We start from the raw sequence: 25,353 nt of genomic DNA, 5'->3' as shown, positions 1-25,353 counted from the left end.
AAAAATGCAATTTCAAAACACATTAATAGCAAGACTCAAGGCCGTTGGCCTTGGGTTTATGTGCTTATTTGCGCTGGATGTAACTGCGCAAAGTGGCTGGACTAAAGAGAAAACAGAAGGGTTTTATCAATTGAATTTTCAGTCTCTGAAATCTGACAACTATTTCACACTCGATGGGGAACAATTAGAAACAAACCAGTTTTCTCAGCAATCGCTTGTCTTCTATGGTGAGTATGGTGTGACGGACAAATTCACCATTATCGCCAATTGGCCACTTCAAACTTGGAATAGTTTTGAAACTACCGAAACAGTGAGTGGAATTGGTGATTTGCGTTTAGAGTTTAAGCATGCATTGCTCAAAAAGTATTTCCCACTGAGTATAGCTGTGGCTCCAGAGATCCCAATTGGAAAAGCCAATCACTTTGCAAAAAGTAAAGTCAATGATTTCGAACAAATCAACCTACCCTCAGGTGACGGCGAGTTTAATGTTTGGACTACGTTAGCAACTTCCTTTGCACTTCCTAACATTCCATTTTATGGGAACCTATTTAGTGCCTATAATTTCCGAACTGAATACAAAGGAGTCTCATTCTCAGATCAATTTGCCGTTGGAGCCGAGATCGGCTACCATATCGCGGATTTTGTTTGGGTAAATGCCCGTCTTAATGCACTGAAATCAGTCGATGAAGTAGAAGTGGCGACTGACTTTGTGAGAGGAGATGGTTCCGAATACACAGGCTACAGTTTCGGTGCGAGCGTACCTGTTTACAAGAACATCCATGTGAGTTTGAATTACAGAAATTACACTGACTGGGTGTTTGAGCGTAAAAACATTTATTCCTCAGGCGTACTTGGCGTAGGCGTTTATTATGAACATAAACCTAAGAAACCATGAATACTAGTTTAGCACAATCCTACAGAGAAACAATTCAGGCAACTTTCCCTCTATCCAGAAGCTACTCAAAAGGTCAAGCAATCTATAAGCAAGATCAGGTTTCGGAAGGTTTCTATTTGGTAAAAAAAGGAAGTTTAAAACTTCAAAAAATGCTTCCAAATGGTCTTCAAACTATTCTGAAAATTGCAACGGAGGGAGAAATAATTGGTGAAGGTGATTTTGATTCTTCAGTTGCAAGAAAAAACCTCAGCTATGCAATAGCGCTCGAAGATGGCACCTTAATCCAAAAACTAGATAGCGCTCCTAATCTCCTGCCAGAGATCAAGTCGCATCTGACACAGAAACTAATAGATCGGGCGCTGGAAGCTTCTCAAAGACATGAGCGATTGATTTCCTTAGACGCGGAGCAGCGGATTAAATCTGTTCTAAAAGAACTGGCTCTTAAAATCGGGCATAAATATGGCGACGAAACATTACTCAAAATCAATCTTACTCATGAGGATTTCGCGTTGCTTTCTGACTCCAGCAGACAAACGGTAACCAAAACATTTTCTACCTTGAAGCGACAAGGGACAATCAATTACAGCAGAAATAGAATCCTATTTCGTAATCTCGAAAATTTCAAACCCTAATATCATGAAGCTTACAATCAACTATATACTACTCATAATTCTTGCTATTTCACTTGGTTCCTGTAGCAACTCGGAGGATGCTCTTCCCAAAAATCCAGATGACACCGCTGGATCCCCTGACAAAACTGACATGGTCAAAGTCATGGGAAATGTAGAAGTCCTTAAAACGGGAACATTCACATCTCAAAGCGGCTCAAACACAAAAGGAATGATGGATCTGGTTAAGGATGAAGGAGGAGCCTATTTTGTAAATCTCAGCAATGACTTTAACTCAAGCTTCCACACCGGAACAGTCACTGTTTATCTTTCCAACTCTAAAGAATTGAATCTTTCAGAAAAGACCAGCTATCAACTGGTTGCTGTAGTAAATGAACCAGGCGAGCATTTTTTCAATTTATCAAGTTTTCCCGATGCTAAATTTTCTCACGGAATATTATGGTGCGGAGCAGCTGCTATCCCCTTTGGCTTCGCAGAGTTTAAGTGATTTAGCAAAGTGAATTCCCTACTCAATTAAACCAAAGAAGGCCAGCAATTAATTGCTGGCCTTCTTTGGTTATACCTAAAGTGATGATTTATTTTAAAATAGTATAAGTCACTGTAATATAGATAACTTCAAGTATTTTGAAAATCAGTTCAATAGTTTCTACTTACTGAAAACAGGACCTAATTCACAGCTTTACTTACCACAACTCATACAACTTTTCACTTCTACCTTTTCACATATTACCAATTACAACTTTTACGGTTAACAACTTACCATTTGGAAATTATATGCATTAAAAATCTAATTGGATTAGAACATCAAGCTTCCACTGGCAATTGGAAGATAAACTCAGTGTACGTATCCGAATCTGATTCTATATGTATTTCTGAACCGTGAACCTCTAAGATCCGCTTGACAATCGCTAAACCCAGTCCTGAGCCTTCCACTCCTTCCCTTTCCTTATCTATCATATAATATCGATCGAAGATTGACTCTAAATCTGCCTGTGGAATGCCTCCTCCACTATTTTTGATTTTGACTTCTACTCCACCAGCTACTGAATTTGCTTCTATACTTATTTCACCGTCTTGAGGCGTGTATTTCACCGCATTATCAAGTAGGTTTTGGATCACACGATCGAGCAAGTATAAATCAGCTTTTACCAGAGGAAGTGTTGAAGAAATATTGGTTTCTATGACGATATTTTTTGACCTGGCCAGCAATTCATATTTCAAACTACTATCATGAAGTAATTCTTGAACATTCAGATTTTCCTTCTTCACATGCATCTGTCCGGATTCCAATTTGGATAGATCAAATAGATCGGCTACAAGTTTGGTCAGCTTATCTGTGCTATTACCTATAATCTTCAAGTAGCTCTCTTTCTCTTCTGCTGAAATAGATTCACCTTTCATTTGCAATGTTTCTATATAGCCGTTTATTATTGCCAGAGGATTCCGTAGATCATGCGAGACATTCGCAATCAATTCTCTTCGCAGACTATCGACTTTTTTGAGCTCCTCTATATTATCAAGAATCCTATCCGCCATGTGATTGAATGTCTCCCCCAAAACGGAAAACTCAGAATTAGTCTTGTAATCGGGCACTCGAGCAGTGAGGTCTCCATCTTTGAAACGCTCCACAGTCTTTACAATAGTTCTTAGGTGTCTAGTCAACCAGGCGATCAATACCAATCCAATGAGTAACGCCACTACAAGCGTAATCAAAATAGAATTGAACGTAAGCTGCATCCAATAGCTTCCTAGTACCCCAGAAGAAATGGTTTCATATTTTTCACTTGCCAAAATGATATAAACATACCCAAGTAATTGCTCCTCTTCATAAACTGCTGTCGCAGAAAAAACAGATTGTTCGCCAGGATTTCGGGGATCATCCCCCATCACAAAGCCGTCGCCTTTGGTTTCAATAAATGTCTTTACAGGAGCGAGATCCACACGTTTCAGCTTGACCAACTGATCTAATACCACATAGGACAAGATCTCGCCTGTCGGGTCTAGTAAATAGACCTCGATCCCGGGATTGACAGCCATCATGGAGTGCATAATGGTGCCTAAGGCAGCCTCATTCACTTCACCATTTTCAAAGGGATTGACCTCCTCTATCATGTATTCGGCCACCGTGGCATTCAGTCGCTGAGTGGTCTCCTGAAAATATCGTTGAGCCGTGATAGCCGTAATAAATACATAGGAACAGCCAACGATCAATAAGACCAATATAAAGATGAGTGAAATTCTCAGGAATAGACTTTTCATGGTTTCGGCTTAAAATTCATCATTGAATCTATATCCTACACCCCAAGTGGTTAGAATATAAATTGGGTTGTTAGGATCCGCTTCGATTTTCGCACGAAGGCGGTTGATATGTGCATTGACTGTATGCTCGTACCCTGAGAAATCATAGCCCCAAATCAGCTCTAAAAGCTCGGATCTAGAATAACTTCTTCCTGGACTCTTTGCCATCAACACCAAAAGATCAAATTCTTTGGGCGTCAGATCCACTCGTTTTTGTTGAAGGATTACTTTGCGTTTTTTCTCATCAATTTCCAGAGATTCAAATTTGATCAGCTTGACATCGTTAGCAGCAAGCATTGCAAATTGATCTTGACGTCGCATTATCGCCTTCACTCTGGCAATAAATTCACGGATCTTAAAAGGTTTTGTGATGTAATCATCAGCTCCAGATTCCAAACCAATGACTTTGTCTATCTCTTCCGATTTGGCCGTAATCATGAGTATCGGAGTGAAATTATCCAATGCGCGCAAACGCTGGCAAATAGCAATCCCATCCATTTCGGGAAGCATTATGTCCAGAATAATCAGATCATAAGCATTGGTATTGGCTTCTTCAAACCCCTCCCTACCATTATTTCTTACCTTGATTTCATAGTCCAAATCCTTCAGATGAATCTGTATCAACTGGCTGATATTGGGATCGTCTTCTACTATAAGTACTTTTTTCATCTGAAAAATAAAGTGATTTGGAAAGGTATAATCTAATCATCACGAAACTATCACGATGAGCAATCAAGTAATCATACTACCCTAAAAAGCACGAAAAATCAAATTAAAAACAGAAGTTAAGATACTGATGCAAGGGTTGTGGCAAAGTTGATTTTCCCTATAATCTGGAATTATTTCAGAAAAGATCATCCTTCTAAGTAAGCTGACTTCTATAGAAAACCATAAAATCACAATCCAATTAGCAATATGACTAAATCTCTACCTTGGCTAGATCTGCTATTTTGGATTGTAAAAATGCTAGATTCTCATCCTTGCCCGACTGGTAATATTTAATGGCATATTCAGTATGATAGTGATGGCTTTTCATGAAAACCTCACTATTCCTAAGCCAATTCAAAAGCACAACAGATCTCTCATTCAATTGCTCATTTTCCTTTCTCAATAGCAAGGTTTGATCATAACACTGGTCTGAACTCAAATGATACAGATCAGCATCGCATAGTATAGAGTCCATAAGACTCTTAGGCTTTTGTGGCACCTTCGTAGCGAGTATAGCTTGGCAAATTGCTTCTATCCTATTTTGTGATATCCCAAACTTGGGCAAAAAATCCTGTGCAAAATCAGCCCCTCTTTCTTCATGGTCCAGCGCAACTCCACCCCAATAACCCACATCGTGTAGCCATCCTGCTAGAAACAAATCCTCTAATTGGATTTTACTCATTTGGTAATACAGTCCAATTTCATTGACCTTGGCTACTATAGATAAGGTATGATCTAAATTATGGTAGCAAACCTTAGGGTTTAATCGCTCTGCAAACATTTTTCTAATACTGCATTCAAAATTCTTGAGTTGTAAATCCACAGGCTTATAGGATGGCTATTAAAAATTATACAGAAACTAATTTACTATTTATATTGACTTCCACCGCTTTAAACAATTGAATTTTAGTTATTTAAAATATTCAACACTTAAATCTGAGTGAAATCAAGGTTCAACCGCACGTATTATAGCACCACTAGTTCTAGCCATGGACTTTAAATATTTATACAATTCAGACAATTCTCATTTTGCCATATTTCAATCAATTCTAGAAATTCTAGCGAGAGTCTGACATCAAATTATGATTTCATTACACAATCTTCAATAAATTCTTCAAAAACAGCGATTTAAACCATAATAATCTGCAATTGGTCGGTAAATGAGAAGTTATATATTTGCTCAATTAACAATTTCAAAATTAACAGTACGACATACTTTATGGAACAAGCTTTGATTTATGTAGTCCCCGCGTTGGGACTGGTGGGCCTGATCGTGATGGCCATTAAATCCGCCTGGGTAACCAAGCAGGAAACCGGTGACAAAAACATGATGGAACTTGCCGGCTACATAGCCGACGGGGCTATGGCGTTCTTGAAAGCCGAATGGAAAGTACTTTCCTATTTTGCAGTTATTGCCGTAATTCTTTTGGTATGGTCGGGTATGTCAGTAGAGACATCCAGTCCAGTTATCGCCATTTCCTTTCTTATAGGAGCTGTATTTTCAGCTTTTGCAGGATACATAGGAATGAATATCGCTACCAAAGCGAACGTACGAACTACCCAAGCTGCTCGAACTAGTTTGAAGCATGCTCTTAAAGTGTCATTCACAGGTGGATCCGTAATGGGACTAGGAGTTGCTGGTCTTGCAGTATTAGGACTTGGCTCCCTCTTTATCCTTTTCTATCATTTATATGTACAAAGTGTAGGTGCTGGAGTGAATGGTGTAGAAATGGAAAAAGCGCTCGAGGTACTTGCTGGTTTCTCTTTAGGAGCTGAATCTATCGCACTTTTCGCAAGAGTTGGTGGTGGTATTTACACTAAAGCTGCAGATGTAGGAGCAGATTTAGTTGGAAAAGTAGAAGCAGGAATACCTGAAGATGATGTGAGAAACCCTGCGACTATCGCTGATAATGTGGGTGACAACGTAGGTGACGTAGCTGGTATGGGTGCTGATTTATTCGGTTCGTACGTAGCCACAATCTTAGCGACCATGGTTTTGGGGCGTGAGATTGTTTCTATAGATAATTTTGGAGGAATTGCTCCTATCCTACTTCCAATGGTATTGGCTGGTTTGGGAATCGTATTCTCTATAATGGGAATGTTCTTTGTGACCATTAAAGATGATAAAGGCGATGTACAGCATGCCTTAAATATGGGTAACTGGTCTTCGATTGTTTTCACTGGGATCGCTTCATTCTTCGTAGTGAAATACATGCTTCCAGAGACATTGTCTATCCGCGGTTATGATTTCACCAATATGGATGTGTTCTATGCGATCATTCTTGGACTGGTCGTAGGAACGCTAATGAGTATCATCACGGAATATTATACAGCAATGGGCAAACGTCCAGTGCAATCAATCATCAAGCAGTCAGCAACCGGTCACGCAACGAACATTATTGCCGGTCTAGCGGTAGGAATGGAATCCACTGTGCTTCCTATCCTTGTTTTGGCTGGTGGTATCATGGGTTCTTATGCTTTCGCTGGACTTTACGGAGTAGCAATAGCAGCAGCAGGAATGATGGCAACTACAGCCATGCAACTTGCCATCGATGCTTTCGGCCCTATCGCAGATAATGCGGGTGGTATCGCTGAGATGAGCCAACTTCCTGAAGAAGTAAGAGATCGAACTGATATTCTGGATGCAGTGGGTAATACAACTGCCGCGTCTGGTAAGGGATTCGCTATCGCTTCTGCAGCATTGACTTCTTTAGCTCTCTTCGCAGCATTTGTGGGTGTAGCTGGAATCGATGCAATTGATATTTTCAAAGCACCTGTACTGGCCGCATTATTTGTGGGCGGTATGATTCCATATATTTTCTCTTCCCTAGCTATAGCGGCTGTGGGTAGAGCTGCCATGGACATGGTGAATGAAGTAAGACGTCAGTTCAGAGAAATTCCAGGTATCATGGAATACAAAGCCAAGCCTGAATACGATAAGTGCGTGGAAATCTCAACTAAGGCTTCACTTCGTGAAATGCTTCTTCCGGGAGCTATCGCATTGGTCACTCCTCTTTTGATAGGTTTCGGTTTCCAAGGCGTATTTGAGCAAGTATCATCTGCAGAAATGCTAGGTGGATTACTAGCAGGTGTAACCGTATCGGGTGTGCTCATGGGAATGTTCCAGTCCAATGCCGGTGGTGCTTGGGACAATGCTAAGAAGTCTTTTGAAAAAGGCGTAGAGATCGATGGTGAGATGTACTATAAAAAGTCTGAGCCACACAAAGCTTCTGTGACTGGTGATACCGTAGGTGATCCATTTAAAGACACTTCCGGACCTTCTATGAATATCCTTATCAAGTTGATGTCTATCGTGGCTCTGATCATTGCACCACATATCAGTCAGCGTCCACATACAGGAGCTACGTCTGAAAAAGTGGAGATCAAAAAAGAAATTAAATACGAAGACGGAAAAAAAGTGGTGACTGAAACCATCACAGAAATTAAGAAAGTGAATTAACTGATTTACATTTTTAATCTTACTGAAAGACTGCCTTACACAAGGCAGTCTTTTTTTTTAATCTCATCTACAGCCACTTAGCTCATTATTGCTTGTATTCAAAATATAATACTGCAAAAACACGCAGGAACAAATATTATTTGAATTGAAATAAATTATTGCTATTTCGTTAAAAATCACTGCCTAAAAATTGAAATAACCAATCCATTATTCTTAATTTATGAAACATTGACACTTAGATTAACCAAAATCTGATAGATCATTGCTCTTTTTCACAAATGAAGGTCCGTTTAGTGGCAGATGGGTAAAGTTTTAATAAGTCAAAGCAGTTTTGTGATTTATCCCGATAATCCGAAGTCACCGCACTGACCAATTGCCGTTTATCACTTCAAACAAAGTATAAAGAGTGCAGTAATTTGCCAGATATCAAAATAATAATAGCAAACCAATAAATACATAGTAAACAATTAAACACATGAAGAAAAACTACGCAATGACATTGCTTTTTCTTTTAGGGTTCCTGGCGAGTATTCCACTCTACGCTCAGCAGACTATAAAAGGAAAAGTAACCTCACAGGAAGATGGCATGCCACTTCCAGGAGTAAGTATAGTCGTACAAGGTTCCTCTAAAGGAACTGTGTCTGACTTAGATGGAAATTACTCCATCTCGGTACCAGGATCAGAATCCGTGCTGGTATATTCCTTTATCGGATATGAAACCCAAAGAAAAATTGCAGGTAACACCACTGAAATCAACATCCAACTAGCTGAAGACGTTTCTCAGCTTGGCGAAGTAGTGGTAACCGCCTTAGGCATTACCCGAGATGAAAGATCTATCGGTTATGCTACTCAAGAGGTAAAAGGTGAAAACCTTACCTACACAAAAGAACAAAACGTATTAGGTTCTCTTTCTGGAAAGATTGCTGGTGTACAAGTTACTGGCTCTTCTGGAGCAAGTATGGGTGGTACTCAGAAAATCAAAATCAGAGGAGTCAACTCTATTTCCGGTGGCGGCGAACCTTTAATGGTTGTCGATGGTACACCTATTTCCAACTCAAACTTCTCCGGCTCTTCGGGGCAAGATTACGGTAACCTAGGTCAGGATATCAACCCAGAGGACATCGAGACTATCAACGTATTGAAAGGCCCTGCGGCTTCTGCGCTTTATGGAATCAGAGGTCAGTATGGTGTGATTATGATTACTACCAAAAAAGGTAAAAAAGGTTCCGACGTAAAAGTAGAATTGAACTCTGCAGTTTTCGTAGATAATGTAAGCAACCTGATGCCTTACCAAAACCTATATGGTGGTGGATCTAGCCAAACTTGGAGAACTCTTCCAAATGGTGACAAGTATGTAGACATGTCAGTAGATGAAAGCTGGGGCCCAAAAACAGACGGCACGCTAGTTCGTCAGGTGATGAGTTTTTATCCTCAGGATCCTACTTACGGGCAGTTAACTCCTTTTGTAGCATATCCTGACAACATCAAGGACTACTATGAAACTGGAACAAATGTCAATAACGGCGTAACAATTACAGGTGGTGGAGCTAGCTCTAATTTCAGAGTGAGTTTGAACGACACGCGTATTCAAGGTGTAGAACCTAATACTTCCTTGAAGAGAAATAACGTTGGCGTCAGCTTGGGTGTTGATCTAACCAAAAAACTACGTTTATCAACCAATGTGAATTATGCTGCTAACCAAGGACGCAGACCAGGTCAAGGTTCAGAAGATGGTTCAAGATACTTAGGGCAATGGTTCCAAAGATCAATGGACATGAAAAGACTTAAAGATTACAAGTATGATGATGGTACATTCCTGAACTGGAATTTAAGAAGACCAAGCACTTCCACAGGAGAAGTCACAAATTTCAACCCGCTCTATTGGGCAAACCCTTATTTCTTAGCTAATGAAAACTTTAGCGATGATAATAGAGATCGATTCTTCGGAGATGTAGGGCTTTCCTATCAAATTTCATCTGAATTGAAAGTAAGTGCATTTGTCAGATCAGATATGTACACTCAAAATATCAATTCAAGAGCATCTTTCGGCGGTACAGGAAACCCTGGTTATTCAGTGGGTAAATATCAAAACACAGAGATGAATTATGAGCTTTTAGCTCAGTACAACAAGGTTTGGAACAAATTCTCTCTTGATGCAAACGTCGGTGGAAACATCTATGACAGAGACTACAGTTATCTGTCTATGGCCACGGTAGGTGGACTCTCCTCCCCTGGTTTCTACAACATTAATGCATCAATTGACAGACCAGTAACCTCTTCTTATCAGCAGAACAAGCAGATCAAAAGTGCTTACGCAATGGTTTCTTTGGGATATAACAACACCTATTTCTTAGATGCCTCCCTTAGAAATGATAATTCCAGCACACTACCAGTTGACAACAACTCTTACTGGTACCCTTCACTTTCTACCTCTGTGGTATTTAGCGAATGGATCAAGTCTGATGTAATGACGCTTGGTAAACTTAGATTGAGCTACGCGCAAGCGGGTTCTGATTTGAGTCCATATAGCACCACTTCTTTCTTCAATGTAGGTAGTACTTACACTGGTTCATCCACTGTAAATACACTTTCTGTTCCTGACAATCTGAACAACCCGAACATCAAACCTTCATTTGCACACTCTTATGAAGCTGGGGTTGATTTCAAATTTTATGAAGGAAGAGTAGGATTATCCTTTACCTACTATAACCAGAGAAATGAAAACCAGATCTTAAATCTTGACATTTCAGGGACTAGTGGATATGGTTCTGCGACCATCAATGCAGGTGAAATCGTAAACAGAGGTTTGGAAATAGCACTAACAGCTACTCCGTTCAGGTCAGACAATTTCAACTGGGATATGTCATTCAACATCAGTAGAAATAGAAATGAAGTAGTTGAGCTTTATCCTGGTATCGACGTGTATCAGTACGGCAGCACGACCTACTCATCTACTTCTAGCTACTTGAACTCTTACGTGGGCAAACCTTTCGGTAGCCTAGTAGGTCAAGCGTACCAGAGAGACGAAGCTACTGGCAAAATTCTTTTAGGCAGTAACAACTTGCCACTTTACACAGATGCTACGCACGACTTCGGAACAGTCTTACCTGATTTCAACGGTGGTTTCCAAAACGTTTTGAATTATAAAAACTTTCAGTTGGCAGCGATGATTGACTTCCAAGCAGGTGGTCAATTCTTCTCCAGATCTAAAATGCTGGCAGTAAGAACTGGATTAGACCCGCTTTCTGCAGCCATAAATGACAAAGGCATGAATGTAAGAGATCCTTTAGCTGATGGTGGTGGAGTGAAAGTAGAAGGTATTTCAGCAGAGACCGGTGAAGATGTAACTGCCTATGTAGATGCTAAAGCATACTACGGAGTTGTTGCCCGTAGAATCTACGAAGATTGGCTATATGATGCTTCTTATATCAGATTAAGAGAAGTAAGCTTGAGCTACAACTTCAACAAATCTCAGTTTGCGAATCTTCCTGTAGAAAACGTAAAAGTGGCGCTAGTTGGCAGAAACTTGGGCATGCTATTCCAGAATGCTCCTAAAGGCATCAATCCTGCTGAGCTATCTACTGGATCACAAGCTATCGGCTGGTACGAATCAGGCCAATTGCCAAGTGTACGTTCGTTTGGTTTCAATCTTAACGTAACATTCTAATTACAGAAATCATGCAAAAACTTAATATACTAATCGTTACAGCGCTTCTATTGGTAGGTTGTAATAATTTCGATGAGGACATCAATATCAATCCAAACGTACCGAGTCAAGCATCAGGGACGCAATTAATTGCGAATGCCATGCTGTCTCTATCTGGACTTAGCTCCTCTCCTCAGGGAGAATTTATGTCTCAATACCTTTCGGAGACTCAATATGTAAATGCGTCTTTATACCCACAATCAAGCACTAGTTTCTACTGGTTATATCAGGGTCCATTGATGAATTTGCAGACAGTTCTGAACTCTGCTGATAAACTAAGCGGAACGGAAGGCCCTGTGGCTAATCAGCTAGCAGTAGCTAAAATCCTAAAAGCATACTACGTATGGCATGCAACTGACAGATGGGGAGATGTGCCTATGTCAGATGCGTTGAGAGGAGCAGATAACTTCACACCGAAGTATGATACTCAGGAATCAATTTACACAAGCCTCTTCACTTTATTGGATGAGGCAAGTAGCGCAATAGTACCAGGTAGTGTCTCGAATGACATTATTTACAATGGCGACATGACCAAATGGTCAAAACTTGCGAACACGTTGAAAATGTTGATGGCTTTGCGTCTATCAGAAGTAAACCCTAACCTAGGAAAGGAAAAATTTGCTGCTGCTGTACAAGCAGGAGTAATGACTTCAAATAGCGGCAACCTTATTTTCAAACATCTGGCAGATGCCAATAACCAGAATTACTGGTTCAGTCAACTTAATCAAGGTAGAGAATGGTGGGCAATCAGCTCAACTTTAATGGATAAGATGAAGCCTGTAGGTGATCCTCGATTGATGGTTTACGGCAATGCAAACCGAACTGATGGTGAGTACACTGGGCTAGTGTTTGGTGAAACTGTTAATATTGACACTGAGAAGTACGCGCTACTTGGTGATGCAATTACTGCTCAAGATGCTCCCGTTTATCTGGTGACTTATGCTCAGGTTTTATTTGCGCAAGCTGAAGCAGCCAAACTAGGCTGGATAGCCGGCGGTGATGCAACAGCTGAGGAAAAGTATAACATGGCTATCTCAGCATCCATGAATCAATGGGGAGCTGATACCAGCGAACTAGATGAATTTATGATGCAACCTGAGATTGCTTACAATCCTGCTAAAGCTATTGAGCAAATCGCAACTCAGCGCTGGGTTCACTTGTTTATGCATGGATATGAAGGATGGGCAGAATACCGAAGAACTGGCTACCCTAACAACATGGTAGCACCAGGTGGCGCTGAAGTACCAAAAAGACAGATTTACATCGAAACCGAGCAGTTCAACAACACAGCAAACTACAATGAAGCTGTTCAAAGGCAATTCGGAGGATCCGAAAGTCTTTATGGCAACGTTTGGTGGGATGTTAACTAAATAGATTTTGCTTAAAATTAAATCTCCTGAAATTTCTCAGGAGATTTTTTTTGCTTAAATATGAACACAATGAAAAACACCCTACTCTTTATCCTTCTGATATGCTCCTCCTGCACTGTGCAGCGTATCAACCAGTCCCTAATTAAATCCGATGTCTTCGACAAAGGGCATTTGGGTTTTATGCTAGTTGATCCTGATAAGGACAAAGTGCTGGTAGACATCAACTCAGACAAGTACTTTATACCGGCGTCTAACACCAAACTTTTTACATTTTACACCTCCTACACCATTTTGGGAGACAGTTTGATCAATGGCCTGAATTACTTAGAAAAGGGAGATTCTCTTATTTTCTGGGGCACAGGAGATCCAAGTTTGCTTCATCCAGATTTGAAAAATACTGTCGCCTTGGATTTCCTAAAGAATCAAAACAGAAAACTGTATTTACTAGACAATTTTGATCAAGTGGATGCTTTTGGTTCAGGCTGGTCATGGGATTGGTACAATTCCTACTACGCTGCGGAGCGCTCTGCTTTGCCCGTTTATGGAGATATAGTTCGCTTCGCAAAAAGTGAGGGCGATTCCACTTTTACGGTTTACCCACCACGCTTTGAATCGTCCATGCAACTTACTGAGCCCAGAGGCAGCTCAAGCTCAAGTTTCCGAAGAGAACATCTCGAAAACAAGTTTAGCTACTTCGTAACATCTGAAGCTACCGACAAACGCTTTGAAACTGATGTCCCATTTATTACTTCTGTTGATTTCGCAGCAAAGCTTCTTTCTGAAGAACTAGGAAAAGATGTGACAGTCATCCGAAACCCATCTTACTTCCATCAGCAGCCTAAGAAACTTCTAACGGTAGCAGCTGATAGCATCTATTCACAGATGATGAAGATCTCTGACAATTTCCTCGCTGAACAACTATTGCTACTAGTTTCTGATCAGCTGGACAACAAACTAAGCACTGCAGACGCCATCGCTTATGCTAAGGAAAACTTGCTTTCAGACTTGCCTGACGAGCCTATTTGGGTGGATGGCTCAGGACTTTCCTCGAAGAATATGTTTACTCCACGAAGCATTATTGCATTACTGGGTAAGATTAGAGCTGAAGTTCCTTTGGACAAGATCAAAGCCTATTTTCCTGCAGGGGGTGAATCCGGCACGATACGAAATTGGTATCCTTCAGATCCTGGTCAGCCGCCATACATCTATGCTAAGACAGGAACGCTCTCCATGAGTAATGCACTGAGCGGTTATCTACTTACCAAAAGCGGAAAAATCCTCCACTTCTCCTGCTTGATGAACAATTATGCCATTTCAGGAAATGAGCTAAAAGCTGAGTTGACCAAAGTGCTTTATTACATTCATGATAAGTACTAAATTTCATAGATTAAGAAAATGCTTCGACTACAACACATCCATCACATAGCAATTATCTGCTCTGATTATACTCGTTCAAAAAGATTCTACACTGAAATTCTTGGTCTAGAAATAATAAGAGAAGTCTATCGAAAAGAGCGAGACTCGTACAAACTTGACTTGAGTCTAAAGGATGAGTACGTTATCGAGTTGTTCTCATTTCCATCTCCACCAGATCGTGTTTCCAGACCAGAAGCAGTTGGTCTCAGGCATTTAGCTTTTGCTGTAACTGATCTTGATGCCTGTGTCAAAGAGCTAACAAAGAATCAAATAAAAGCTGAACCTATTAGAATTGATGAATTCACTGGAAAACGCTTCACTTTTATCGCCGATCCAGATGAGCTACCAATTGAATTTTGTGAAGTTTAGGATATAGAAAACATGTCAGAAATCAAAACCAAGGCTACAACTGATTCAGTCGAAGACTTCCTGAATACCATAGAACATCCAGGCCGAAAAGCAGACGGACTAAAACTATTGCAACTTTTCATAGAAGTAACTGGTGAAGAACCAGTCATGTGGGGACCAAGTATAATTGGTTTTGGAAAGTATAATTACAAATACCCGTCGGGAAAAGAAATGGAATGGTTCCCTGTAGGTTTTTCTCCTCGAAAACAATCCATATCCATCTATGTTATGCTAGAAAAGAAGGATTTGGAACCTTTTCTAGCAAAACTTGGTAAACATAAAAAATCGAAAGGTTGTATTTACATCAACAAAATGTCCGATGTTGATGAAGAAATTTTTAGAAAAATGATCCATACATCCATACATTTAATCCAATCTAAAAAACAATAATATGCTACATGTTTTGAATGGTGATTCGCTAGCAGATTCATTTCCAGCCAGTATTTTAGGAAATATTGCTATTGTTCGTGAATGCCTTGTAGATGGTCCAGTGAATGCTGAATCTATCGATGAACTCGCTGTCATTCGCGCTAAATACTTATCTAAAACTTATCCAGAAGCTTCACAGGCCGATTACAATACCCATGTAATTCCAGATCTTGAAAAAATCCTTACTGCCACATCTGCTACTCAAGTGTATCTCTGGTTTGAGAATGATCTGTTTTGTCAGGTGAATTTATGGTTTGTGGTAAACCTCCTGAAACATCATAAAGGTCAACTTTATCTTGTTAGTCCTACTACGGATATTATTGAAGGGTTTGGTGGTATGAATGAACTTCAACTAGAGCAAGCCTATAGGGATGCCCTGCCCCTTACTCCTAACGAAAGACACATTTTGTCCGATATGTGGAAGCTTTATCAAAGACCTGATGTAGCCGAGGCACTTACGCTTTCTAAGCAAGTCAGTCCTGAGCTACCTTTTCTTTATCCTGCTGTCCAAGCATGGAAAGATTCCATTCCTCACGGAGATTATCTTGGCAAGCCAAAAGAAGGACTCAAAGAAATCGCTGCACAATTAGACACCGATGATTTTGGAAAAATCTTCCGGGCATTTCATATCAAATACGCCATATATGGCTATGGAGACCTACAAGTCAAACGACTTTGGGAAGAATTGAAAAGTGAGAAAGTGAAAAAATAAGTAATCAGGAGCTGCTCAAAACAGCTCCTGCTTTCATTTCAATTAATCTAATTCACTAAGCATTTTTTCAGAGGCTTCAATTGTTCCTTTATATTTTTTGTAAACAAATCGGGTGAGTAAGAACATAAACACTACCCCAGCTGGTATATAAAAGATCCAAAATAAAGGATTCTGGATCTTTTCAATCGAACCATTCAGCTCAGTAAGTGGAGGAATAATCGTGATCAAAAGTATTGCACCAAATATCAGCCCGTAGCGCTGTACCTTCCAAAATCGAATCTTGCTTTTATTAAACTTATCCAAAATCGTCGCTGGTGCCTCTAAGTCTATTCGCACACTTCGCATTCCTTTTATGGCCGTCAAACTAGCCGCTGGAAGAGCAATCATAATAAATATACTAATCAGCGCAAAAATCTGATTGTACCATAATTCCAAATTAGAAAACTGAGACAGCAAGTACATGGCATAGCCCACACATATAAATGAACCAAGGATTTCAGGAATTCTGACGGCGTTAAGCTTATTTCTAAATTTCTGCTTGGTGATTTCCATAAGTAGTTTTTTTTGAATTTTATCTTGCTTTTCCACCTGCAGACTGAGATCTGCCCACAGTGATTTCATTTCATCGAGTTCCATCCGTTGTTGATTTAGGATTCATTTCTGATTTTAGTTTTTGCCTGATTCTAGACATTCGAGTTCCTACATTGCTCAATGAGATCCCGGAAATCTCAGCGATTTCTTCGTAGGTTTTTTCTTCCAAAAAGAGAAAGATAATACCACGATCAAGCAGGTTCAGTTTTCTGATCTGTGCATAGAGCAATTGAATTTTCTCCTCTTTTTCTGAATCAATTGATTCAGAAAACTGAATAGTCACCTGATCAAAAGGCAGAGTATTCAATTGCTTTTTGGACTTATTCAAATGGGTAATAGCCGTGTTCATCCCTACTCTATAGAGCCATGTACTCGGTTTGGAAGCTTTTTTGAAGTGATCAAAAGACTTCCACGTCTGGTAAACGATCTCCTGATACAAATCCTCCTGTTCGGCTTTTTCCTTCGCATAAATCGTCGCGATCTTATAGATCAGGCCCTGATTGTTATGGATAAGATTGACGAACTCTTCCTCTTTACTCATTTGATTTCATTTACTCCATTAGTCTATGAACTTTGAGAAAAATCACAGAATTGCTGAAAAATTTTTAGAAAGTAATAAAATACTAGCAGAAGAGCCGTTCATGGAGCACACGAACGTAAACGTACAAAAAAGTCCAGCTTCTGGAGAAACGGAACAACGACTATTGAACTGCTAAAACAATCCTTGGTGCTCTCTGAGTAACTCCCCGTGCACTTTGCGGCAAAAACGCGAAATCCGTCACAAATTCTTAATTTCGGGTATGCAATGGTCTACCGATTTCACTATTCCTGAATCACAATCCCCCATCTCTCATCAGAGCAAAATCCTAAGTATGGGTTCCTGCTTTGCTCAGACGATTGGGCAAAAAATGATTGATGCTAAAATGGATTGCTTAGTCAATCCATTCGGGACAATCTTCCATCCTATGATTCTTGGTGATCTGCTGGATCATGCGATGTTTCAGGACAAGCTGGAAGAAAATGGGATTCTGGAGCGTGCCGGGCTGTTTTTCTATTTGGGAGCCCACTCTGATCTACATGCTGAATCGCCGGAGGAGCTAAAACAGAAATATGCTCATCAACTTGCAGTTGTCAAACAATACCTGGAAACCGGCACACATCTTATTCTGACCATGGGTACAGCTTGGATTTACGAGACAGAAGACTTTGGCAGAGTAGCCAATTGCCACAAACTTCCCCAAAAGCAGTTTCGTAAAAAGATCGTGCCTCTGGAGGAAATGGAATTACACTTTAGCCACATTTTTGGAAATATCTCCAGAGTTTTTCCCAATCTAAAAATCATCCTTACAGTAAGTCCAGTCCGCCATATTAAAGATGGGATTCCTGAAAACCAGCTCAGTAAAAGCTTGCTACGGGTACTCTGTTCGCAGTTGGAAAACCAGTTTTCATTTGTCTCTTATTTTCCAGCATATGAGGTGATGATGGATGAATTGCGTGATTATCGCTTTTACAAAAAAGACCTAATTCACCCTTCTGAAGAAGCAGAGGATTACATCTGGGATAAGTGGAGTAAGTCGCATTTCACTTCAGATACGCAGGAAAAAGTCAATCAAATTCAAAAAGTGAAACAAGAACTTGTCCATCGCCCACTCAATCCAAAAAGTGATGCACACAGGAAATTTCTACAAAATCTTCTCACAAAGCTGGAACGATTAAATGAGGAATTTGATTTTTCAAAAGAAATATCAGACGTTCATAAAAAACTTGAATTTTGATTTATTTACGAATTGCGAAATACGATTGACGAGGAGAAACTCAGTGTTAATATAATTTTACAACCTCAACATTTTCTAACTCAAACCATCGCCTTCCACCTCCAAACTTTACAACCCTTCGACTTCGCTCAGGGTGACAATTTTCAGCTTTTAACCTTTAACTTTTCAAAACTAGAAATGCCAAAACACAGCAATAAACTCTCAGAAAGCCAATCCCCCTACCTCCTTCAGCACGCCCACAATCCTGTCAATTGGATGCCTTGGGGAGCTGAAGCATTGGACAAAGCGACTAGTGAGAACAAACCGATTCTAGTTTCTATAGGATATTCGGCTTGCCACTGGTGCCATGTGATGGAGCGGGAAAGTTTCGAAGATGAGGCTACCGCTGAGATCATGAATGCTCATTTTGTCTGCATCAAAATTGACAGGGAAGAGCGTCCAGACATCGACAATATTTATATGGATGCGGTTCAGGCAATGGGATTGCAAGGAGGTTGGCCCCTGAATGTATTTTTGATGCCAAACCAGAAACCATTCTATGGCGGCACTTATTTCCCAAATCAGCAATGGAAAGGTCTTTTATCAAACATCGCCACTGCCTTTGAGAACAATGAAGATCAACTGGCTGAAAGTGCGGAAGGTTTTGGCAACAGCCTCAATAGAAAGGAAACAGATAAATATGGGATTTCTGCTGGGAATCAGGAGTTGGATCCGGATGAACTTGCAGAGATTGCCACCAAAACAATCGCTCAATTCGATTCAGAATGGGGCGGTATGAATCGCGTCCCGAAATTCCCCATGCCAGCAATTTGGCATTTCATTCTTGACTACGCCGTTCTAAGTAAGAATAATGGGATGTTAGACAAGGTCTTTTTCACATTGAAAAAGATCGGAATGGGCGGGATTTACGATCAGCTGAGAGGTGGATTTGCTCGCTATTCCGTAGATGGAGAATGGTTTGCTCCACACTTCGAAAAGATGCTTTACGACAATGGGCAGCTGCTAGAATTGTATGCAAAAGCATATCAAGTGAGCAAAGATGATTTCTTCAAAGAAAAAGTCATTGAAACTGTCGCTTGGCTGGAAGCTGAAATGCTTAACGGCGAAGGAGGATTCCATGCAGCTCAGGATGCAGATTCTGAAGGAGTGGAAGGCAAGTTCTATGTGTGGACATACGAGGAACTTCAACATATAATTCCAGAGGAACTCCCTTGGCTCAGCAAATTGTACAATCTCAAACCCGGCGGAAACTGGGAGGAAGGAGTAAATATCCTTTTCCAAACAGAAGACGAAAAAGCAATCGCTGAAGAGTTTGGAATGGATTTATCAGATTTCAAATCAAAGCTGGAAAAAGTAAAATCTCAACTTCTCGAAGTGCGAAACCGACGTATTTATCCTGGAAAAGATGATAAAATCTTGAGTGGATGGAATGGTCTGATGAGCGTAGGATTGATTCAGTCTTACTATGCCACTGGCCAGAAAAGCATGCTGGATTTAGCTATTGGAAATCTGGAATTTCTGCAAGAAAAATTAGTAATAGATGGTGTGCTTCACCGAGCGTATAAAAACGGAAGTGCTCACACTCCGGGATTTTTGGAAGACTATGCTGCGGTGATCAGAGCGTCTATGATGGCTTTTGAAGCAAATGGAGATGCTCGCTGGTTGGATTTTGCGAGGTCATTGACTGACTTCTGTATGGCAGAGTTTTACGATGAAAGTGATGGCTTTTTCTATTTCAATAATCCCAAAGCAGAAAAACTGATTGCCAATAAAAAAGAGCTTTTTGATAATGTGATTCCAGCTTCCAATTCTATTATGGCAAGGAATCTTCATCGACTTTCACTTTTCACCTACGAGGAGAAATACTCTGAAATCGCATCAAAAATGCTCGGCGGCATGAAAGAACTTATCCTTAGAGAACCCGGATTTCTGTGCAACTGGGCAAATCTATTTTTGGAAAAGCTAGTCCCAACAGCAGAAATTGCAATTGTCGGAAACGGAGCATCGGACAAGGCTAAGGAATTTCAGCAGAGCTATTCTCCTAATATGATTTTAGCGTATTCAGAAAGTTTGACAGAAAATGCCGCAATTCTCTCGGATAAGACACCCGATCCGCAAGGAAATGCCTTAATTTATGTTTGCTTTGATCATGCCTGCCGCAAACCAGTCGGCACGTATGATGAAGCCATTTCACAACTCCCCTATTTAGCCTGATCCTTGGAAAACCTGTTTGGAGATCAAGATTTGTACCCACCCGAAAGCGGAAATAATTTCGCAGATATCATCCTGCCCGTTCCGATCCCGAGGATGTTTACTTATAGCATTCCACATACCATGCAGCCCGAGATAAATCTTGGCGCTCGTGTGATTGTGCCGTTTGGGAAGAAAAAAGTACTAACTGGAATCATAGGAAAAGTACACAATAAACCTCCGCAGGCGTATCAGGCCAAGCCAATTCTGGAAGTTTTGGATGATACACCTAGCGTCAATCCACTACAAATTCGATTTTGGGTTTGGATGGCAGAATACTATTTCTGTCACATTGGGGAAGTCATGCATGCAGCTTTGCCTTCCGGATTAAGATTGAGCAGCGAAAGCAAAGTTCAGCTCAATCCAAATTACGATCGAGAAACGAGCAAATTTCCATTGGATGATCGTGAGATCATGATCTTAGACGCTTTGGACTCCAAGCCTGAGTTATCCTATGAAGACTGCGAAAAAGTACTTTCGATCAAAAGTATTCACCCAATTCTCAAGAGCCTTGTCAAGAAAGAAGCGATCCTGATTTTTGAGCGTCTTCAAGAAAAATACACCCCAAAAGTAGAGACCAGAGTTCGTTTGACTCCTCCGATTGCTGAAAGTAAAAGTGCATTGCAGGAAGTTTTCGAGGCTTTAGCAGGCAAAGCAAAGCAGGAATCCATTCTATTAAAATACTTGAGAGATGTTCCTTTTCTTCAAAAACCAAAGTCCAACGAAAAAGGATTAGACAAGGCAACTTTGCTGGAAGAGGGAGATTCTGAAAGCTCACTAAAGACGCTGATCAAAAACGGGATTTTCGAATCATTCAAAGTAGTCGTAAACAGGCTTGCTGAAGAAGAGGCAGAATCCGAACCAGCCGTTCTTTCTACTAGCCAGCAATCTGCTTTCGAGGAAATCAAGCATCAATTTGAAAGCAAGCAATCCGTCCTATTACATGGTGTAACCGGCAGCGGTAAGACGGAAATATACATCCAGATGATCATGGAAGTATTGGAAAGTGGTTCTCAGGTTCTGCTTCTTTTACCTGAAATCGCGCTCACTACCCAGATTGTGACGCGCCTGAAAAAAGTGTTTGGAAGCAAAATGGGCGTGTATCATTCCAAGTATTCAGACAACGAGCGCGTGGAAGTTTGGAATGGCGTATTAAGCGGCCGATTCTCCTTTGTGGTTGGCGTGAGATCATCTATTTTCTTGCCTTTTGATAGTTTAGGGTTGATTATAGTAGATGAGGAGCACGAATCTAGCTACAAGCAGTTTGACCCAGCACCAAGATTTCAGGCAAGAGATTCTGCGATTATGCTTGCTTATTTTCATCAGGCAAGAACGCTTTTGGGATCAGCGACTCCTTCATTCGAGTCCTACTTCAATGCTACACAAGGCAAATTTGGTTACGTAGAATTGACTAATCGATTTGGCAATGCCAGCATGCCTCAATTCCACTTGGCGGATTTGGCAGCAGATAAGCGAAAGAACTTACTCAAGCTAGACACCACACGCATTTTGCGCGAGCGAATCCAGGAGGCTCTGGCAAAGCAAGAGCAAGTCTTGATTTTTCAAAACCGTCGAGGGTATTCACCATATATACAATGTGAGGATTGCGGCTGGACAGGGCAATGCGTGCAGTGCGACGTGAGCTTGACTTACCATCAATTCTCCGAAGAACTCCGCTGCCACTATTGCGGGTACAAAGAGAAAACACCTAGCGCCTGCCCTGCTTGTGGGAGTACTCATTTGACTACCATGGGCATGGGAACTGAGCGGATTGAGGAGTCTTTAAGTTTACTTTTTCCTGAAGCCAGAATTGGCAGAATGGATTTGGACACGACCAGAAACAAGCATGGCTATCAGCGCTTACTGGATGAATTTGGATCTGGAAATCTGGATATTCTGGTCGGAACTCAGATGATTACCAAGGGGTTGGATTTTGGAAGAGTAACTGTAGTCGGGATTTGGGATGGAGATCGTATTTTGAATTTCCCTGATTTCCGTGCAGGAGAAAGAGCCTTTCAGCAAATCACCCAAGTCGCAGGTCGAGCAGGACGAAGGGAAGTTCAGGGACAGGTCATCGTGCAAACCAGGGACCCAGAAACACAGATTTATGCTCAGGTGATCAAGGGTGATTATTTTGAGTTTTTCAACCATGAAATTCACGATAGAAAGAAGTTTTATTACCCGCCTTTTGTAAAACTGGTAAAGATCACGACACGTCACACAGACTTTAAAGTCGCAGAAAAAGCTGCGCTAAATTTACATCACGGCATGGCGGAGATTCCTATCAAGAAAATCGTGCTGGGCCCAGAAAAAGGTATCATCGCCAGAATAAAGAATCAGTATCAGTTTGAGAGTTTGATCAAATTAGATCGCTCAGGAAATACTCCGGTAATTTTCAAAGAACACCTCTGGAAAATCACTGAAGAGCTCAAATCAAGACCTGAGTTTCGCTCCGTGAGGTTTGTGGTGGATGTAGATCCTTCTTAAAGTATTGGAAGATTAAAATATTCTAAAATTGAAAAATTATTCAAATTTTAGATTCTTGCCTATCAATAAGTTAAGAACCATATCATATATTCATGCGTATATATTTACAATCATACGCATTGAATCATGAAGAAGAGGCTCAATATCACCATAGAAGAAAATCTGCTGGATAAGATCAAAACTTATGCGGATCAGAATGATACGAGTATTTCAAGTCTAGTAGAAGAGCATTTCGAAGCACTAATCAAACCAAGGCCAAAATTGAAAAATGGAATGAGCTTGGTGGAATACATGAAATCTTTGCCGAAATTTGATATTCCTGACAATTACGATTACAAAGAAGATTATTATAAAGCCAAAGCAAAAAAAATGGGCTATGAAGATCTTTTTTGATGTTAACGTACTTCTTGATATTACTATTAAAAGGACTTCTGATCCAGAGAAATTTTCGGTATTACTAAATCACCTATCAACGGGGAAGATTCAAGGTTTCATTACAACAGGAGTTGTGCAAACATGTGCTTACATTTTGCTGAAGCTTTTAGATTATGAAAAAACAGCTGAAATATTAATTAACATGATTCCTAATTTTGAATTTTTAGAGGGCAAAAAAAGTCATGTTCAGAATGCTTTGGCAATGAATTTTGCTGATATTGAAGATGCTATTTTATATCAAATTGCACATGATCACCACATGGATGCTATCGTCACATCAGACCGTGATTTCCTCAAACTCTCAAAACCTTACCTTCCTGTAATTACTCCTGAGGAATTGATTGATCGTTTGGTGAAGTAAGATTTAAAAATTCAATTCTCTTCAATAAACCCCAGCACATCCTTATATACTCTACCTCCAGTCCATAGAAACTGAGTGATCATTGGAATATGTTTTTTCTTAGGATAAATTTTAACAGTCACATTTTCGATTCCTTTTTCTTCAATACGCTTCATGAATCGTTCTCTACTATCTTGAATGCTAGGATATGTGCGCTCGCCTTCCAAAATCAGCATTGGCGACAAATTATCATTCAAAAAATACATCGAAGAAAATTCCTTCCAAACCGCAGGATCATCCGTAAAAGCATTTAAATACTTTTTGCCTTCTCCCTCACTCGTTTCCTGCAGATACCCATACATATCCAATCCTGCAGCGTCTATGAGAATAGAACCGGCCAACTTCTTTCCATTCTCTGAAGATTTCAATTCATCCTCTTTCACAGCAATCAATGAGGCCAGATGTCCTCCAGCAGAATGCCCCGAAACAAAAATCTGATCAGGATTGCCACCATAACTTTCAATATTGTCCTTGGTCCAATTCACAGCTGCCAAAGCAGAAGCTTGCATTGCTGGAATCTCATAATCAGGGGACAATGGATAATCAGCAACCACAACGATCACATCTCTCCTAGCCAATCTATTTCCAAGAAAGTGATACATCTCCTTGTTACCCGACTTCCAACTTCCTCCGTAGAAAAAAACCAACACAGGTAAGTTATCAGCTTTCTTAGGAGCGTATACATCCAGATTCTTATTGGGCAAATCCTCCTGAGTAGTGGCAGAAATGTAGTTGATGTCTTTGGTTCTGTTTAGGGTTTGAAAAGCACAGGAGCTTATCAAAAAAGTAAAAATAAGGGCTAGGAATATTCGAAGCATAGTTGGTGGTTTTCTTTAGAAACGTAGAAAATCATGAATTCGGATTGCTCTAAAGCTAACGTCATTGCGAGGAGAAACGACGAAGCAATCTCGTTGTGTTACCAAGATTGCTTCGTTCCTGCGTCGCTACCAATGACGAAAAACTGATATATTCTAAAACGAGATTGCTTCGTTCCTAGCAATGACGTAGGCTTCACCATTTCTCTATCTCCTCCCACAAATCCTTCCATTCTGGATTTATAGAATTAATCAAGTCTACCTTCTTTTTTCTACTTCCACCTTTGATTTGCTTTTCCCTTAAAATAGCCTCATCAATTGTGTGAAAAGACTCAAAATAAACAAGTTTCTTCAAGTTGTATTTGAAAGTAAAAGAAGTTGAATTTAGACCACTTTTATGTTCATAGACTCTTCGGGAGAGATTATTGGTTACGCCAGTATATAAAACAGTTTTCCTAGCATTTGTCATGATATAAATGGCATTACCTTTTTCCATAAACATATAAGGTTAAAAAACTAGATTTTATTCCTTGCGAGGAGGAACGACGAAGCAATCTCCTGAAACGGGA

The 25,353-nt window shown here is 40.3% G+C and carries 22 protein-coding genes; 15 read left to right on the top strand and 7 right to left on the bottom strand.

Going from position 1 to position 25,353, the window contains the following annotated elements; translation table 11 throughout:
* The first annotated feature begins 4 nt into the window (after window positions 1–4).
* The 3 genes from BM291_RS05605 to BM291_RS05595 are packed head-to-tail and all read left to right on the top strand — an operon-like array spanning window position 5 to window position 2,011.
* Complete coding sequence (locus BM291_RS05605) at window positions 5–895, top strand: hypothetical protein (protein ID WP_092895188.1); 891 nt, start codon at window positions 5–7, stop codon at window positions 893–895.
* On the top strand, window positions 892–1,527 hold the full coding sequence (locus BM291_RS05600) for a Crp/Fnr family transcriptional regulator (protein ID WP_092895187.1): 636 nt from the start codon (window positions 892–894) through the stop codon (window positions 1,525–1,527). The genes BM291_RS05605 and BM291_RS05600 overlap by 4 nt, the downstream gene beginning before the upstream one ends.
* A 4-nt stretch (window positions 1,528–1,531) precedes the next feature.
* A complete protein-coding gene (locus tag BM291_RS05595; protein ID WP_092895186.1) occupies window positions 1,532–2,011 on the top strand; it encodes a hypothetical protein in 480 nt (159 codons plus the stop codon).
* A 317-nt stretch (window positions 2,012–2,328) separates the two neighbouring features.
* Here the strand turns inward: BM291_RS05595 and BM291_RS05590 are convergent, their stop codons facing one another.
* From BM291_RS05590 to BM291_RS05580, 3 genes are all read right to left on the bottom strand, one after another.
* A complete protein-coding gene (locus BM291_RS05590) occupies window positions 2,329–3,783 on the bottom strand; it encodes a sensor histidine kinase (RefSeq protein WP_092895185.1) in 1,455 nt (484 codons plus the stop codon).
* Window positions 3,784–3,792: 9 nt separating this feature from the next.
* The gene (locus BM291_RS05585; RefSeq protein ID WP_092895184.1) at window positions 3,793–4,491 is read right to left on the bottom strand and encodes a response regulator transcription factor; all 699 of its coding nucleotides are present in this window, start codon (window positions 4,489–4,491) and stop codon (window positions 3,793–3,795) included.
* Window positions 4,492–4,741: 250 nt separating this feature from the next.
* Window positions 4,742–5,353, bottom strand: a complete 612-nt coding sequence (locus BM291_RS05580; protein ID WP_139229043.1) for an HD domain-containing protein — start codon at window positions 5,351–5,353, stop codon at window positions 4,742–4,744.
* Between the two features lie 396 nt (window positions 5,354–5,749).
* On the opposite strand from BM291_RS05580, the gene BM291_RS05575 reads away from it, so the two are divergent.
* The 7 genes from BM291_RS05575 to BM291_RS05545 all read left to right on the top strand — a co-directional run bounded on the left by BM291_RS05575 (window position 5,750) and on the right by BM291_RS05545 (window position 16,031).
* Entirely contained in the window at window positions 5,750–7,990 is a 2,241-nt protein-coding gene (locus BM291_RS05575) for a sodium-translocating pyrophosphatase (RefSeq protein ID WP_092895182.1), read from the top strand.
* 475 nt (window positions 7,991–8,465) lie between these two features.
* Window positions 8,466–11,657 (top strand): SusC/RagA family TonB-linked outer membrane protein, encoded by a 3,192-nt coding sequence (locus tag BM291_RS05570; RefSeq protein ID WP_092895181.1) that lies wholly within the window; start codon window positions 8,466–8,468, stop codon window positions 11,655–11,657.
* 11 nt (window positions 11,658–11,668) lie between these two features.
* A complete protein-coding gene (locus tag BM291_RS05565; protein WP_092895180.1) occupies window positions 11,669–13,066 on the top strand; it encodes a SusD/RagB family nutrient-binding outer membrane lipoprotein in 1,398 nt (465 codons plus the stop codon).
* Window positions 13,067–13,135: 69 nt separating this feature from the next.
* A complete protein-coding gene (locus BM291_RS05560; protein ID WP_092895179.1) occupies window positions 13,136–14,443 on the top strand; it encodes a D-alanyl-D-alanine carboxypeptidase in 1,308 nt (435 codons plus the stop codon).
* 18 nt (window positions 14,444–14,461) lie between these two features.
* On the top strand, window positions 14,462–14,851 hold the full coding sequence (gene gloA2, locus BM291_RS05555; protein WP_092895178.1) for an SMU1112c/YaeR family gloxylase I-like metalloprotein: 390 nt from the start codon (window positions 14,462–14,464) through the stop codon (window positions 14,849–14,851).
* Window positions 14,852–14,863: 12 nt separating this feature from the next.
* On the top strand, window positions 14,864–15,280 hold the full coding sequence (locus BM291_RS05550) for a DUF1801 domain-containing protein (protein ID WP_092895177.1): 417 nt from the start codon (window positions 14,864–14,866) through the stop codon (window positions 15,278–15,280).
* 1 nt (window position 15,281) lies between these two features.
* On the top strand, window positions 15,282–16,031 hold the full coding sequence (locus BM291_RS05545; RefSeq protein ID WP_092895176.1) for a DUF1835 domain-containing protein: 750 nt from the start codon (window positions 15,282–15,284) through the stop codon (window positions 16,029–16,031).
* Between the two features lie 42 nt (window positions 16,032–16,073).
* Here BM291_RS05545 and BM291_RS05540 read toward each other — a convergent pair whose 3' ends face one another.
* A complete protein-coding gene (locus BM291_RS05540; RefSeq protein WP_092895175.1) occupies window positions 16,074–16,667 on the bottom strand; it encodes a hypothetical protein in 594 nt (197 codons plus the stop codon).
* Window positions 16,654–17,163 carry an RNA polymerase sigma factor gene (locus BM291_RS05535; RefSeq protein WP_092895174.1) on the bottom strand — a complete coding sequence of 170 codons (510 nt, stop codon included), beginning with the start codon at window positions 17,161–17,163 and terminating at the stop codon, window positions 16,654–16,656. Before BM291_RS05535 ends, BM291_RS05540 begins: the two co-directional genes overlap by 14 nt.
* Window positions 17,164–17,422: 259 nt before the next feature.
* Here BM291_RS05535 and BM291_RS05530 point away from each other — a divergent pair, with 259 nt between their 5' ends.
* From BM291_RS05530 to BM291_RS05510, 5 genes are all read left to right on the top strand, one after another.
* Window positions 17,423–18,397 carry a GSCFA domain-containing protein gene (locus BM291_RS05530; RefSeq protein ID WP_092895173.1) on the top strand — a complete coding sequence of 325 codons (975 nt, stop codon included), beginning with the start codon at window positions 17,423–17,425 and terminating at the stop codon, window positions 18,395–18,397.
* A 177-nt stretch (window positions 18,398–18,574) separates the two neighbouring features.
* Window positions 18,575–20,611 (top strand): thioredoxin domain-containing protein, encoded by a 2,037-nt coding sequence (locus BM291_RS05525; RefSeq protein ID WP_092895172.1) that lies wholly within the window; start codon window positions 18,575–18,577, stop codon window positions 20,609–20,611.
* 3 nt (window positions 20,612–20,614) lie between these two features.
* Window positions 20,615–23,134: a replication restart helicase PriA gene (priA, locus tag BM291_RS05520; RefSeq protein WP_175499645.1), complete on the top strand. Its 2,520-nt coding sequence runs from the start codon at window positions 20,615–20,617 to the stop codon at window positions 23,132–23,134.
* A gap of 126 nt (window positions 23,135–23,260) precedes the next feature.
* A complete protein-coding gene (locus BM291_RS05515; protein ID WP_092895171.1) occupies window positions 23,261–23,527 on the top strand; it encodes a DUF6364 family protein in 267 nt (88 codons plus the stop codon).
* The gene (locus BM291_RS05510; protein ID WP_092895170.1) at window positions 23,511–23,930 is read left to right on the top strand and encodes a type II toxin-antitoxin system VapC family toxin; all 420 of its coding nucleotides are present in this window, start codon (window positions 23,511–23,513) and stop codon (window positions 23,928–23,930) included. Before BM291_RS05515 ends, BM291_RS05510 begins: the two co-directional genes overlap by 17 nt.
* A gap of 11 nt (window positions 23,931–23,941) precedes the next feature.
* On the opposite strand, the gene BM291_RS05505 is transcribed toward BM291_RS05510, so the two are convergent.
* A complete protein-coding gene (locus tag BM291_RS05505) occupies window positions 23,942–24,787 on the bottom strand; it encodes an alpha/beta hydrolase (protein ID WP_092895169.1) in 846 nt (281 codons plus the stop codon).
* 193 nt (window positions 24,788–24,980) lie between these two features.
* A complete protein-coding gene (locus tag BM291_RS05500) occupies window positions 24,981–25,280 on the bottom strand; it encodes a GIY-YIG nuclease family protein (RefSeq protein WP_092895316.1) in 300 nt (99 codons plus the stop codon).
* Window positions 25,281–25,353: the final 73 nt, after the last annotated feature.

The organism is Algoriphagus aquimarinus (genome assembly GCF_900112005.1).
In the GTDB taxonomy this organism is placed as follows: domain Bacteria; phylum Bacteroidota; class Bacteroidia; order Cytophagales; family Cyclobacteriaceae; genus Algoriphagus; species Algoriphagus aquimarinus.
Note: the sequence above shows the minus strand (reverse complement) of the source record. Positions and strands in the feature narration are given on the sequence as shown.

Bases quoted from the DNA above. Each gene is read 5' to 3' on its own strand.
- BM291_RS05595 (WP_092895186.1), top strand. From the start codon at position 1,532: ATGAAGCTTACAATCAACTATATACTACTCATAATTCTTGCTATTTCA.
- BM291_RS05530 (WP_092895173.1), top strand. From the start codon at position 17,423: ATGCAATGGTCTACCGATTTCACTATTCCTGAATCACAATCCCCCATC.
- BM291_RS05535 (WP_092895174.1), bottom strand. From the start codon at position 17,163: ATGAGTAAAGAGGAAGAGTTCGTCAATCTTATCCATAACAATCAGGGC.
- BM291_RS05505 (WP_092895169.1), bottom strand. From the start codon at position 24,787: ATGCTTCGAATATTCCTAGCCCTTATTTTTACTTTTTTGATAAGCTCC.
- gloA2 (WP_092895178.1), top strand. From the start codon at position 14,462: ATGCTTCGACTACAACACATCCATCACATAGCAATTATCTGCTCTGAT.
- BM291_RS05500 (WP_092895316.1), bottom strand. From the start codon at position 25,280: ATGGAAAAAGGTAATGCCATTTATATCATGACAAATGCTAGGAAAACT.
- BM291_RS05550 (WP_092895177.1), top strand. From the start codon at position 14,864: ATGTCAGAAATCAAAACCAAGGCTACAACTGATTCAGTCGAAGACTTC.
- BM291_RS05585 (WP_092895184.1), bottom strand. From the start codon at position 4,491: ATGAAAAAAGTACTTATAGTAGAAGACGATCCCAATATCAGCCAGTTG.
- BM291_RS05510 (WP_092895170.1), top strand. From the start codon at position 23,511: ATGAAGATCTTTTTTGATGTTAACGTACTTCTTGATATTACTATTAAA.
- BM291_RS05575 (WP_092895182.1), top strand. From the start codon at position 5,750: ATGGAACAAGCTTTGATTTATGTAGTCCCCGCGTTGGGACTGGTGGGC.
- BM291_RS05570 (WP_092895181.1), top strand. From the start codon at position 8,466: ATGAAGAAAAACTACGCAATGACATTGCTTTTTCTTTTAGGGTTCCTG.
- BM291_RS05590 (WP_092895185.1), bottom strand. From the start codon at position 3,783: ATGAAAAGTCTATTCCTGAGAATTTCACTCATCTTTATATTGGTCTTA.
- BM291_RS05600 (WP_092895187.1), top strand. From the start codon at position 892: ATGAATACTAGTTTAGCACAATCCTACAGAGAAACAATTCAGGCAACT.
- BM291_RS05560 (WP_092895179.1), top strand. From the start codon at position 13,136: ATGAAAAACACCCTACTCTTTATCCTTCTGATATGCTCCTCCTGCACT.
- BM291_RS05525 (WP_092895172.1), top strand. From the start codon at position 18,575: ATGCCAAAACACAGCAATAAACTCTCAGAAAGCCAATCCCCCTACCTC.
- BM291_RS05515 (WP_092895171.1), top strand. From the start codon at position 23,261: ATGAAGAAGAGGCTCAATATCACCATAGAAGAAAATCTGCTGGATAAG.
- BM291_RS05565 (WP_092895180.1), top strand. From the start codon at position 11,669: ATGCAAAAACTTAATATACTAATCGTTACAGCGCTTCTATTGGTAGGT.
- BM291_RS05605 (WP_092895188.1), top strand. From the start codon at position 5: ATGCAATTTCAAAACACATTAATAGCAAGACTCAAGGCCGTTGGCCTT.
- BM291_RS05545 (WP_092895176.1), top strand. From the start codon at position 15,282: ATGCTACATGTTTTGAATGGTGATTCGCTAGCAGATTCATTTCCAGCC.
- BM291_RS05540 (WP_092895175.1), bottom strand. From the start codon at position 16,667: ATGGAACTCGATGAAATGAAATCACTGTGGGCAGATCTCAGTCTGCAG.